At 47.3% G+C, this 13,114-nt stretch carries 12 protein-coding genes; 2 read left to right on the top strand and 10 right to left on the bottom strand.

Translation table 11 applies throughout. From position 1 onward, the window contains the following. Nucleotides 1-36 precede the first annotated feature (36 nt). Entirely contained in the window at nt 37-1,032 is a 996-nt protein-coding gene (holA, locus tag WMO28_RS10195; RefSeq protein WP_349056911.1) for a DNA polymerase III subunit delta, read from the bottom strand. A gap of 173 nt (nt 1,033-1,205) precedes the next feature. On the opposite strand from holA, the gene WMO28_RS10190 reads away from it, so the two are divergent. Beyond that, nucleotides 1,206-1,616 (top strand): DUF6465 family protein, encoded by a 411-nt coding sequence (locus tag WMO28_RS10190; protein WP_178645383.1) that lies wholly within the window; start codon nt 1,206-1,208, stop codon nt 1,614-1,616. Between the two features lie 90 nt (nt 1,617-1,706). Here WMO28_RS10190 and glpK read toward each other — a convergent pair whose 3' ends face one another. The 9 genes from glpK to WMO28_RS10145 all read right to left on the bottom strand — a co-directional run bounded on the left by glpK (nt 1,707) and on the right by WMO28_RS10145 (nt 12,029). Further along, nucleotides 1,707-3,206, bottom strand: coding sequence for a glycerol kinase GlpK (gene glpK / locus WMO28_RS10185; protein ID WP_178645382.1), 1,500 nt, complete (start codon nt 3,204-3,206; stop codon nt 1,707-1,709). A 30-nt stretch (nt 3,207-3,236) separates the two neighbouring features. Continuing rightward, nucleotides 3,237-3,809: a glycerol-3-phosphate responsive antiterminator gene (locus WMO28_RS10180; RefSeq protein WP_349056910.1), complete on the bottom strand. Its 573-nt coding sequence runs from the start codon at nt 3,807-3,809 to the stop codon at nt 3,237-3,239. Between the two features lie 117 nt (nt 3,810-3,926). Beyond that, nucleotides 3,927-4,658: a glycerophosphodiester phosphodiesterase family protein gene (locus WMO28_RS10175; protein WP_178645380.1), complete on the bottom strand. Its 732-nt coding sequence runs from the start codon at nt 4,656-4,658 to the stop codon at nt 3,927-3,929. A gap of 58 nt (nt 4,659-4,716) precedes the next feature. Continuing rightward, entirely contained in the window at nt 4,717-5,085 is a 369-nt protein-coding gene (locus tag WMO28_RS10170; protein ID WP_178645379.1) for a DUF1667 domain-containing protein, read from the bottom strand. A 4-nt stretch (nt 5,086-5,089) separates the two neighbouring features. Then, nucleotides 5,090-6,376 carry an FAD-dependent oxidoreductase gene (locus tag WMO28_RS10165; RefSeq protein WP_178645392.1) on the bottom strand — a complete coding sequence of 429 codons (1,287 nt, stop codon included), beginning with the start codon at nt 6,374-6,376 and terminating at the stop codon, nt 5,090-5,092. A gap of 7 nt (nt 6,377-6,383) precedes the next feature. Next, nucleotides 6,384-7,841 carry an NAD(P)/FAD-dependent oxidoreductase gene (locus WMO28_RS10160; RefSeq protein WP_349056909.1) on the bottom strand — a complete coding sequence of 486 codons (1,458 nt, stop codon included), beginning with the start codon at nt 7,839-7,841 and terminating at the stop codon, nt 6,384-6,386. Between the two features lie 265 nt (nt 7,842-8,106). After that, nucleotides 8,107-8,571: a DUF1700 domain-containing protein gene (locus tag WMO28_RS10155; RefSeq protein WP_349056908.1), complete on the bottom strand. Its 465-nt coding sequence runs from the start codon at nt 8,569-8,571 to the stop codon at nt 8,107-8,109. 123 nt (nt 8,572-8,694) lie between these two features. Then, complete coding sequence (locus tag WMO28_RS10150) at nt 8,695-9,939, bottom strand: galactokinase family protein (RefSeq protein WP_178645376.1); 1,245 nt, start codon at nt 9,937-9,939, stop codon at nt 8,695-8,697. A gap of 128 nt (nt 9,940-10,067) precedes the next feature. Further along, nucleotides 10,068-12,029: an alpha-L-rhamnosidase-related protein gene (locus WMO28_RS10145; RefSeq protein ID WP_349056907.1), complete on the bottom strand. Its 1,962-nt coding sequence runs from the start codon at nt 12,027-12,029 to the stop codon at nt 10,068-10,070. A 183-nt stretch (nt 12,030-12,212) separates the two neighbouring features. On the opposite strand from WMO28_RS10145, the gene WMO28_RS10140 reads away from it, so the two are divergent. Further along, a complete protein-coding gene (locus tag WMO28_RS10140) occupies nt 12,213-13,103 on the top strand; it encodes an AraC family transcriptional regulator (RefSeq protein ID WP_349056906.1) in 891 nt (296 codons plus the stop codon). The last annotated feature ends 11 nt before the right edge of the window (nt 13,104-13,114 follow it).

The following is a 13,114-nucleotide window of genomic DNA, read 5'->3' as shown; positions in this document are numbered from 1 at the left end:
GGATACTCCCAGTCCGCTTCCGTTGCCTGCTCTTTTTTACGCGCTCCTGCTCTGTGCCGAGCTGTACTTCACGATCAGAAGCTCCACACTGAGCACATCTCCAAGTGTACCAGTCTTCACCGCTTCCTCCGCATCCACGAAATCACGCACTGCATTCTCAAGCTCTTCCACTGTGTACGATCTGGCACAGGCAGCCAGGTTTCGCACAACAAAAGACGGCACACCGAGCTTGGAAGCGATCTCCGTCTGGGAAAGTCCCTCTCCCGAAAGCTTCTTCGTCAGGCAGATCTGACGGAACTGTTTTGCCAGAAGAAACAGGATTCGCATGGGCGGCTCCCTCAGCGTCAGAAGATCATAGTACAGATCCAGTGCCCGTTTCTGGTTCTTCTCGGTTACTGCCCGCACCATATCAAAGATCTTATTGGTTGTCTGTGTCGTGCAGACAGCCTGGATATCCTCTCTGGCCACAATCTCCCTTCCCTCTGTATAGGAGATTAGTTTTTCCAGCTCCATCCTCAAATTCCCCATATCGGTTCCTGTCATGGACAAAAGCAGCTCCACATCCCTCTGGGTGATCTTCCTGCCGTTTTTTCCAAGAATTCCGGCAGCCCAGCGCATCAGTGTCTTCTCATCCTGCTGTTTAAACTCCCCGATGCTTCCGCAGGCTTTCACCGCCTTGTACATGCGGCTTCGCTTATCCACCTCAGACTCGCAGAATACAAGATACAGATAATCCGGAAGCGCTTTCATATAGTCCGCCAGTTCCTCACATTTATTCTTAAAAAATCCTGTGTCCTCCAAAAGAACCACTCTGCGCTCCGCAAAAAATGGCATGGTATCAAAAAGGCTGATCAGTTCCCTGATATCAATCCCTTTCCCTTCATATTTCGCAAAGTTCATGGTATCGTCATCCGGATTCAGAGCCTTCACAAGATTTCTCTTATACTGCTGTTTCAGATAAGCTTCCTCTCCATAGAGAAGATACACCTGCTTAAAATTTCCTGATCTGATGTCTTCCTGAATATTTTTCACGCTTCATTTCCCCTGTCCTTTTTCTCTGTCTCTCAGTTTAAACGACACCTCCGAAAAAAGCAACACCCTGGCAAAAATTTGACTTTCCTGCAGATTCATGGTACTGTAGACGGGTACATATTCCGGCAGAACCATTTTCTGCCAGGTAAATATGTGGAAGGGAGTGTTCCATTATGGAGAAAAAAAGAAACAACAGAGCCACAAATAACCTGAAGAGCGCAACCACAAAAGCCAAGGCTACTGTTAAATCAACTGTAGAAAAAATCGAAAAAACACCTGCAGCTGAGAAAACTGTAAAAGCAGTAAAGAAAGCAACCGAGACCGTAGCAGCCAAGGCACCGGAAGTAGTAGAAGAAGTAAAAAATACTGTAAAGAGCCATAAGATCAGCGGCATCACACTTGAAATTTTTGAGACATCCATCACAGTTGCAGACCTCGAGACAGCTGTTAAGAAAGATGCAGAAGCAAAAGGCCTGAAAGGTAAAGAGCTCCACATCTATGTAAATGCAGAAGAAAGAGCAGCTTACTATACTGCAGACGGAGAAGGTTCCGACGATTACAAGATCGATCTGACCACTCTGTAATTTTTTTGCGGAATATTTTCCGCCGTACTATCATATGATAACGTAAAAGAGGGACTGCCACGGCAGCCCCTCTTTTACGTTGTTTTTATCCTACCGGATCTTCTTGATCCAGTCCCTGGAGCAGCCCACTGCGGCTCTCCAGCCTTTCAGCATGGTACCGCGCTTCTCCTCATCAATTTCCGTCTGGAAAATACGGTCAACCTTTCGACTCTCCAGAACCGCCTCTCTGCTTTCCCAGAATCCAACTGCAAGACCTGCCAGATATGCGGCTCCCAGTGCAGTTGTCTCAATGCATTCCGGCCGTTCTACCGCCACATTGCTGATATCTGCCTGGATCTGCAGAAGAAGATTGTTCGCGCTTGCACCACCGTCTACACGGAGCACAGCGATCTCACTTCCTGCGTCCTCCTTCATGGCTTCAAGCACATCATTCACCTGATATGCCAGCGATTCCAGCGTTGCGCGCACAATATGGTATTTATTTACGCCACGTGTCAGACCTACGATGGTTCCACGTGCATACTGATCCCAATACGGTGCACCAAGTCCTGTAAAAGCAGGCACCACATAACAGCCGTTGGCATCCGGCACCTTACCTGCAAAATACTCCGTATCCGAAGCGGAATCTACCAGATGAAGCTCGTCCCGAAGCCACTGGATCGCTGCACCGGCCACAAAAACCGAGCCCTCCAGAACGTAGGTCACTTTACCGTTAAGACCCCATCCAATGGTCGTTACAAGTCCGTTATCTGAGAACACCGGCTTATCGCCTGCGTTCATCAGAAGAAAGCCACCTGTTCCATATGTATTCTTCGTCTCACCTTTTTCAAAGCAGGCCTGTCCGAACAGCGCTGCCTGCTGATCTCCGGCAGCACCGGCCACCGGTATCCTTCCGCCGAAAAATGCCGGATCTGTTTCCCCGTAGATCTCACTGGATTCTTTTACCTGGGGAAGCATACACTTCGGAATCCCCAGCTCCTCCAGGATCTCATCATCCCACTCCAGTGTATTGATGTTAAACATCATGGTTCTGGACGCATTGGAATAATCGGTCACATGGACAGCTCCTCTTGTCAGCTTCCAGATCAGCCATGTTTCAACAGTACCGAACAGAAGCTCTCCCCGCTCTGCCCGCTCTCTGGCACCTTCCACATTATCCAGGATCCATTTCACCTTGGTTGCAGAAAAATAAGCATCAATGACAAGTCCTGTTTTCTGACGGAATTTTTCCTCCAGACCTTTTTCCTTCAGGCTGTCACAATATTCTGCTGTTCTTCTGCACTGCCACACGATGGCATGATACACAGGCTGACCGGTATTTTTGTCCCAGACGATGGTTGTCTCTCTCTGATTCGTGATACCGATCGCCGCGATATCCTCTGCTGTGGCTTCAATCTGATTCATTGCCTCTCTGGCAACGGAAAGCTGAGTCGACCAGATCTCACCTGCATCGTGCTCCACCCAGCCCGGTTTCGGAAAATGCTGGACAAATTCCTTCTGTGCCACACTGCAGATCTGTCCGTTTTCGTCAAACAGAATACAGCGGTTGCTGGTAGTTCCGGAATCCAGCGCCATAATATATTTTGCCATAAAAACTCCTCCAATACGTTTCTTGTTTTTCTACAGCTCCCATACGTGCTGATTCGTAGTGGAAACTGCGGCAGCTCCTGCCCCAAGTGCTCCCATTACGTCCTCTTTATCTGAGATCAGCCCACCTGCAATCACAGGAACACGGCTAATCCGGCTGATCTTTTTCAGGATCTTCGGCATCAGTCCCGGCAGAACCTCCACCACATCTGGCAGTTCATGCTGGTTTCCCAGATTTTCAATGTTCTTAACAGCCATGGAATCAATAAGAAAAAACCTCATAACTGTATACATTCCAAGCTTTTTTGCTCGTCCTATCATGGATGTCTTCGTAGAAATGATCCCATCTGCGTGTACATCCTCATGAATATAATCTACTGAGATTTCTTTGGAACTTAAACCTGTGATCAGATCAATATGTACCATGGCGATCTTTCCGGCCTGATGGATCCGCTCTACAATTTTTCCGATGGAACGGATATCTCCAAAAAGAACGAAGACCACTGTAAGCTCTTCTCTGCCAAGGCAGCTTTTAAGTCCCTGCTCGTCCTTCACAGCTGCTATGATCGGATTCGCCTCGATCGCATCCAGAAATTTTCTGTTCATCTGTTTACCTCCGGGTATTGATACAACAATTCTTATCTATTGTATCAGTTTCCTGCTGCAAAGACCAGACAGAATATTTGCAAACCTTCTTCTACACCCCATAATAATCCGCCAGACTTACTCTTCGTCTGCTACTTCTCTTCCTCTGTCCGGATAATTGGTTATGATCGAACTTACACCCCATTTTTTCATTCTTCTCATATCCTCTTTTTCGTTTACTGTCCAGACATTCACGCCAACACCATTCTGGGAGCAGCTGCGTACATGCTCTTCCTTCAGATAATCCATGTTCGGATGATAATACTGCACATCACAGGTTCTCGCATAAACACCGGCATTTTCCACACATCTTTCCACCAGAAAACCACCTGCGATCGTATCGTCATTCTGTCTGCAGAGCACGATCGAAGCATTGTTAAAAGAAGAAAGGATGATCCGGTCCTCCAGACCATACTCACAGATCATATCCATGACCATGCGCTCCATGCCGCCATAATAGTAAACACTGTTTTTCAGCTCGATATTTGTGATCAGATTTTCTTCCTCTGCCATCCACTCCAGATATTCCCGAAGAGACGTCACTTCAAGCTGTCCGAATTTTCCCCCGAATTTATCCGGATAGCTGCAGTCCAGGCGGCGGATCTCATCAAAGGTCAGATCATAAACATATCCGCTTCCGTCTGTTGTACGGTCAACTTTTTCATCATGCATGATCACCGGCACAAGATCACGGGTCAGCTGCACATCCAGCTCGATTCCGTCACAGCCGGCCTCCACAGCCTTCTGAAACGCCAGCATTGTATTCTCCGGATACTCCCCGCTGAAACCACGATGTCCAAATACTCTCATTTTGTTTTCCTCCAATTTCACACAATACTATTTTTATTTATATCTGATTCCATGCCTTTCAGGCTTCCGCATTCACATTTGCAGTGGCGATCACATTCACTCCCGTACCCGCCACATTTTCCAGAACTACATCTCCGATCTTCACCGGGGCTTCCACACATACATCACGAAGCGCTCCGACACATGCAAAAATTTTTCCTTTCGGGATATCCTTCGCGGTTTTTACAGATACCACCGGCATGCTGCCGTCTTTCACACGGACCGTTGAAGTCACGATCCTGGTTGGGTCTTTCACTTCCTTTGCCGCATATTCCGCACCCTTTTTACAGGTATTTCCTGTGACAGAGACAACCTCTTCTCCATTCATTTCCACTTCTATGGCACAACCCATCGGACACCCGATACAAGTCAGATTTCGTTTTTCCATTTTATCATTCCTCCACCCGGATCACAAGCTTATGATCTTTCTCATTCTGTTTTCCTTCCAGGATCGAAAGCAGCTGTTCTTTTTTCAGTTTGATCTGTTCCATCTCTCCAGGTGCTGCCACCTGTTTTTTTCTGGAAAATACCCGTTCCCCGTCCAGATATGCGCGGATATAACAGTTTTTATACACGGCACCAACACGGAAACGTACCAGCTGTTCGTCCGCCATATGGGACAGACGGATTTCTGACGGTACGGTGTAACGGACACCATTTTCCGGGTTAAGTTTAACCTTCCAGTCCCCACTGTCATCCTTTTTCTCTCCTGCCATTACATAATCAGCCGCATTTTTTCCGGCATTGGCAGCTTCCTCTGATACGAAATCCACCAGGTCATGTACATGAAGAACATTTCCGCAGGCAAAAATCCCCTCCACGTTCGTCTCCAGGCTTTCGTTTACCACAGGTCCAGAGGTCACACTGCTCAGCTCCACGCCAGCCTGTCCGGAAAGCTCATTCTCCGGGATCAGTCCCACAGAAAGAAGCAGCGTATCACACTCATAAAATTCCTCGGTACCCGGGATCGGTCTCCGGTTCTCATCCACCTGTGCAAGAGTGATTCCTTCCACCCTCTCTTTTCCTTTTATGTCAACCACTGTATGACTCAGCTTCAACGGAATCCCGAAATCATCCAGGCACTGTACAATATTACGCTTCAGGCCGCCGGAATACGGCATCAGCTCTGCCACTACCTTCACCTCTGCGCCTTCCAGAGTCATACGTCTGGCCATGATCAGCCCGATATCACCAGAACCAAGGATCACTACTTTTTTTCCTGGCATAAAACCTTCCCTGTTTACCAGGCGCTGTGCGGTTCCCGCGGAATAAATACCAGCCGGACGGTAGCCCGGAATGTTCAGTGCGCCTCGCGGACGTTCTCTGCATCCCATGGCAAGAATCACTGATTTCGCCTGGATCTGATACATTCCGTCCTCACGGCTCATGGCTGTGACCACTTTTTCCGGACTGATATCCATAACCATAGTGTTCAGTCTGTACTCGATTTTCTGTTCTTCAACCCTCTGTATAAAACGCGCTGCATACTCCGGTCCTGTCAGCTCCTCCTGGAAGGTATGAAGCCCGAAACCGTTATGGATACACTGATTCAGGATTCCTCCAAGCTCTTTATCTCTCTCCAGAATCAGAATACTTTCTGCTCCCTCGGCTTTTGCAGCAAGAGCTGCTGCCAGTCCTGCCGGACCTCCGCCGATGATCACGATATCTTTTTTTGTCATAACCTGCTCACTCATGGTCAGCACCCTCCTCTGCAAGATTTTTGTTGGTTCCCTCGATCAGCTTCGACTCTCCTCCGGCTTTGGTGATCTCCTCCATCGGGATTCCAAGCTCCCTGTGAAGGATCTCCATGGTTTTCGGAGAGCAGAATCCTGCCTGGCATCTGCCCATTCCGGCTCTTGTACGGCGTTTCACACCATCCAGGGATTTTGCACCCAGCGGTCTTCGGATCGCATCCAGAATCTCTCCTTCTGAGATCATCTCGCATCTGCAGATGATATTTCCATATGCAGGCTCTTTTTTTATGAGTTCGTTTCTTTCTTCCAGAGAAAGTGCCGCTGGATTTTTGATTCCCTTTCTTACAGGATCAAAATCCGGATTCTCCTCAGGCTGAAGCTTCTCTTTTATGATCTCTGCGATTCTCGCTCCGATTGCCGGTGAACTGGTAAGTCCCGGTGACGCGATTCCCGCGCAGTCAATAAAGCCCGGTGCATCCTCTGCCTCGCCGATCACGAAATCCATTCCATCCTCAACAGCACGAAGTCCTGCAAAGCTTGTGATCACCTTTCGAAACGGAATGTCCTTTACTGTGTACTGTGATTTTTCCCGTACCTCTCCAAGACCTTCCGCAGTTGTATTCACACCTTCTTTGTCCTCCAGATCCGTAGCCGTCGGTCCAACCAGAAGGTTTCCATGGGCAGTCTGTGTTACCAGAACACCTTTTCCAAATTTATTCGGAAGAGCAAATATCGTAGCATTTACATGCTTTCCTGCGCTTTTATCCAGCAGCATGTATTCACCCTTTCTGGGAGTGATGTGCAGTTTCTTTTCACTTACCATGTTATGAAAAACATCGGCATAAACACCGGCTGCATTTACGATATATTTTGTCTCATAAGTTCCCTTAGAAGTCTCAATGGAAAAACCATTCTCCAGCTTCCGGATATTTTTTACTTCTGTATCAAACTTAAATTCCACGCCATTGGTGAAGGCATTTTCTGCCATGGCAATGTTCAGTCCGAACGGACATACGATTCCGGCTGTCGGCGCATAGAGCGCTGCGTTCACCTCATCGGACAGATTCGGCTCCATTTCGTGAACTTCCTCCCTGTTAAGGATGCGAAGTCCTTTTACCCCGTTCTTCACACCTCTCTCATAGAGCTTCTGTAAGGCTTGCGGACCTTCCTCTGTTGTGCTGACAGTCAGGGAACCTGTATTCTTATACGCAAAATCCAGCTCCTTTGAAAGTACCTCCATCTGCTCACAGCCCTTTACATTCAGCTCAGCCATCAGGCTTCCCGGCTCTGCATCGTATCCGGAATGAACGATTCCGCTGTTCGCCTTGGAGGTTCCGCAGCACACATCCTCATCCCGCTCCAGAACACAGATATTCAGTTTGTATCTGGACAGCTCTCTGGCTGCTGCCGCCCCGGAAACACCTGCTCCGATAATGATCACATCATACATATATGTATATCTCCTTTCCTATCTGACGGATATCTTCATGTCGTAAAAAAATGTTTCATGCACCATTTAAGCACAAAAATAACCGACATAAAAACACACGTATCCATGTGTTTTCATGCCGGTCTCTGTTCTCAATGGCATCGTCTGTATTCAACAAGCTGAATCAGAACTCTTCTTCATTTTTTTATAATTATAGCAGACCGTTTCGTCTGTTACAAGTGCGTTTGTGTAAAATATGCTTCCAATTATTTAACACATCTGTTACTTACGCCCGTCTTCTCCTGAACCAGGAGATCAGATACAGCACAATAAAAAATGTGATGACAAACGGCGCAACTGCCACCAGAACCGTTGCCAGAAGCACGATGATCAGAACTGCAATGGCTATGACGATCGCCTTTCCGTACCAGGTGCTTAAGTCCAGTTTGAAGCTGTGGTGCTTCACAGCTGACTCTCCGCCTCTGTTTCCTGCATAATCATCCGATCCATAGCTCTCTTCCGCATATCCGGACTCATCGTAAACTTCGGTTCCGTCATCTGTATCGATCAGTGTCCTGGCGATCAGCCGGGGATCTCCAAGCTCTTTAAGGACATCTGCCTCACTGCGTCCGCTTCGGACCTGGGACTGAATGTAATCTTCATAATACCGTACATGTGCGGCCGCCTTACCCTGCGCCATCTGCCCAGACAGCTGCCCTCTCAGAATTTCCAGAAACTCTCTTCTGCTCATATATCCGATCAAACCTCTCTTTATATATCCTATAATAAATTTATTATAGCATACACACCCGGAATAAATCAGAAACAAACCATAAAATTTTGATTAAAAAATCAAAACCCTGACCGTAACTATTTATCCCACATGTACTGCGCCTGTGCTGCGGATATTCATCGGATAGACATTGGATCTTCCTACATACTCAGACATGTAATCCACATACGCATCTGCATCCTTGATCGGCAGTACACACATGATAACTCCGGCAAAACCGCCGCCATGTACTCTGCAGATACCTGCACCGATCTTATTCAGGAACAGTTTCGTAAGTGCAAGGCTTACTGTGATCTTCTGCTCCTTGCAGTTCTGAAGGGAATAGCAGTTCTGCAGCCACTCCCAGGAAGAGTTTCCTGACTCTTCAAGCAGGCGTAAAAATTCCTCGCCGTCTTTATTTTCAACCGCTTTTACCGCATCTGCAACACGGCGGTTTTCTTCATAGAAATGCATGGCACGAAGGATCGCACGGTCATTGTTGATGTCCTTCACATGAGCCAGAAGATTCTCCATGTTGGATTCGCAGAGAAGCTCCACGCCCATGGCTTTTGCTGCCTCTCTCATTTCCATAGGGATTGAAGAATACTCCTCGCTGAGATCCGCATGGCCTTTTCCTGTGTTTACGATCACAAGACGGTATCCCATATCCTCGAAGGAAAAAGCGATCTTCTCACAGCTGATGTTCTCTTTGTCTGAGAAATCAAGAAGGATCGGGCCTCCGGCAGCACATGCCATCTGATCCATCAGTCCGGAAGCTTTTTTCCAGTAAACATTCTCTGCATACTGACCGGCTCTTGCATACTCACCGTACTCCAGTTTATTGTCATTGAAGAAATAATTGGTGATCGCACACACAAGCATCTCAAAAGATGCAGAAGAACTTACACCGGCTGCTGCGATAACTTTCGTGGAAACGTAAGCATCAAAACCGCCTGTGGCATAGCCTTTTTTCTTCATGTATTCCATGATACCTGCAACAAGAGCGTCCGTGCCTTTTGTGTAGGTTTCCGGGCTCAGCTTGTCAAGATCTACTATAACCTCCTGGCGATAGCCCTCGCTGATCATATGGATCACATTGGTTCCGTTTGGATAAGCAGCACCGATCGTATCCAGGTCGATACTTGCCGCAATGATCTGTCCTCCATTGTGGTCTACGTGGTTTCCGATGATCTCGGTACGTCCCGGTGCAGTAAAGAACTCTGCCTTGTCATGATGATATTTCTTCTGGAAATTCACTGCAAGGTTGGTGTATCTCGCACTGCTCTCTGTAGTTTCTCCATAGATTTTTTTCAGCAGGTCTGCTGCTGGAATTTCGATCGTTGCCATTTTTATATCCTCCTGTTTTCTGCAATCATATGCGCTTTATTTCCGCTTCTTTTCGTTCTTTGTTTTCGGTATCTTTATTATAGCAGTCCTATGCTTTCTTTCCATAACGATTTTGCGTAAAAACAGTATTATTTTGTGGTCTGTACCGGTTTTCCTGGCTCCAGGACATATTTCTTTCCACCGTAGACCAGTGTTCCACCTGCCACAGAGCTCTCCACGGTCAGCATCTTTTCATCCCACTTCACGGAAACAAGCCCGCCCTTTACCGGGAAGGTACAGTTCATAGTCTCAAAAGTCTCTGTTTCCGGTTTTACAACGAAGCTCTTATATGCAGTATCGGCAAGAGAAATTCCTGCAAAATATCTTCCAAGAAGATAGATCGGGCTTGCGGCCCACGCATGGCAGAAGCTTTTTCCAAAAGGATCTCCGTACATTTCGTACTGCTCTTCCGGTTTCTTCTCCGGGTCAAACTCCTCCCAGAAGGTTACGGCACCCTGGGAAAGCATGCCGCCCCAGTAACTCTCCATCATGGCTTTCACTGCCCCGAATCTTCCCATGGCACACATTGCCTCAAGCTCATAGAACTTGAAATATGGGGTTGTGATCTGCGGAATCTCATCATTTTCGATCACATTTTTCATAAGAAGTTCCTTGCGCTCATCATCTGCAAAACCAAAGAGAATGGCAAAAATATTAGCGTGGCGTGTCACGCTATTTTTTCCGGAAGAGAAGCTGTCGATATATGCGCCTTTCTCTTCGTTCCAGTAGAATTTCTCGATCTGCGCGGTCAGTGCCTCATATTTTTTCTCCCAGGCAGAACCGTCACCCTTGACCAGCTCGTCAGCCTGTGCCATAGTCCGGTAGCACATGGCAAGAAGCATCTGCTCTGCACAGATCGCGCCAGTCTTATCCATATCTGCCCAGTCCACAAAGATCCAGTCACCCTCGCGTCCTACAATAAAACCGTTCTCATCCAGCTGTCCGCCAAGGAAATCCATCATCTCTGCCATTCGCGGATAGATTGCTTTTACAAACTCCTCATCGCCGGTCATACGGTAATGATTCAGGATTCCGATCACCCAATACATAGAATAATCCACAATGGTATTGATGTGCTGACGGATCGGGCTGTTTCCGATGAGAGCCCAGAGAGTTCTGCGGTTAATGTCCTCATCAAACATCAGGTACTGGTTTACAAAATAGCTCTGGTAAGCATCTCCCGACCAGATCCAGCGGTCACGCTTCACGCCATCAATAAAGAAAATTCCGCTGCAAAGCTGGAAAGTCCACACCGCTACATCCCAGATCTTATTGATCAGTGCATCGGAAGAAGAGAATGCTGCACGAACCGGAATATCCACATACTGATGAACTGCTTTTATGCTGATCTCATCTTTGTGTGCGTCCGGCACGAACACATAGCGGAAAGCTCTGCGGATGATTTCATCCTCCGGGGCATGCAAAGTCTGGCTGTAATAACAGTTCACCGTGTCTCTTGCCTCTGTCTCAGACTCTCCGTAACATAAAGTCATTTCACGGAAGCCCTCTGGAAATTCCGCTTTCAGGATCGCGGTAAGCTCTGTCTCGAATACAAACAGCACGCCTGTCTCATCCTCGTGCACTTCTGTTGGCAGATATTCTTTTTCATCGTATACCCAGACGGACGGATCCTGCTCTCTTCTGGTATAGATCTCGTTGTATCCCACTGGTACCGGATTGCTGACAAAATCATCTGCCATCCATCCCCTGTCGGAAATGATCGTCTCTCCCTCAATGCGGACAGACGGAACACCTGCAGGCATTCCTGCATAAATCTCGAATTTCTGTTTTCCAGGGCCGCACACTACCGGCTCTCCGAATCTCTTTTTCACATCATTGATGCGGTAATAGCCAAGACAATTTGCGTATACGGTAACTGTCTCCTCTTTTTCCAGGTCATACTCTCTTGTAAAACGCACATGCTTTCTGCAGTCATCCAGATGATAGTATGCCGGCCAGATAAACCCTCTCTCTTCTCTGCTGAAATTCTGCAGCATTCCATGATAGATCTCAAAATCTCCCGGGTACCAGATCCAATGTGATGTATTCATAATCTTCTCCTTTATCATGCTCGTAAAACGTCCGGAATCAGACATTTCCCTTTTTTATAAAATTTGTCGCAGATTATCTTATCCTATTTCCGCACCTCTGTCCATGCACAAATCATCACATTGCATGGATTTATGAAGCACTTTCTGCTAAAATAAGTTTATATCATCGAAAGGAGACCTTTCATGCAGATCATCACAGACACCGCAGGCAAAGAACTGAAAAAGCACGGGGACAGCGCATTCCCGTTTCTGGTAAGCTACGAGCGGCTTTCCGGCTATGAAACCGGCTCCTTTCTGTGGCACTGGCATCGTGAGATCGAGCTCACCTATATAAAAAAAGGAGAAATGCTCTACAAGGTCAACCAGAACACCTTTCACCTTAAGGAAGGCCAGGCACTTTTTGGCAATGCCAATGTTCTTCATGCCGGATATATGTACCATAACCGGGACTGTGAATATATTCCGGTCACCTTTGACCCCAAACTGGTCTACGGTTTTTCAGGAAGTATCCTGTTTCAGAAATATACGGAGCCCGTCCTTCGAAGCTTTTCCCTCTCTGCGGTTCCGCTGGATCTTACCTGCACGTGGCATCATGCAGCTATAGAGGATATCCGTAAGCTCATTGAACTTGACAGCCAGCGGACGCCTATGTATGAATTCGAGATCATTGCCTGTCTCCAGCACTTCTGGAAAATTTTGTGTGCCCATGTACTTTCCGATGCTTCTGCCCCTTCCGGGCAGGATGAGGAGAATTACCGCCGTATCCGAAAGATCATGTCCTATATCGCAGAGCATTATTCCGAAAAAATCCTTCTGGACGATGTAGCCCGGCTTATTCATTTAAGTCCCAGCGAATGCAGCCGCCTTTTCAAAAAATGTATGAACATCACCCTGTTTGGTTATATCCAGGAGTACCGCATTGAGCGCAGCCTGGAATATCTTGAGGATTCCTCCTGTTCCATTACAGAAGCCGGATTACTGTCCGGTTTTTCGGACTCTAATTACTACACCAAAGTATTCACCAGAATCAAGGGCTGTACACCCAGACAATACAGAAAAAATCAGGAGCAGTGATCCTTCCCCGG

It is taken from the genome of Blautia aquisgranensis, from assembly GCF_040096615.1.
GTDB lineage: Bacteria > Bacillota > Clostridia > Lachnospirales > Lachnospiraceae > Blautia_A > Blautia_A aquisgranensis.
The sequence above is the reverse complement of the archived record's forward strand: the minus strand, read 5'-3'. Positions and strand labels throughout refer to the sequence as shown.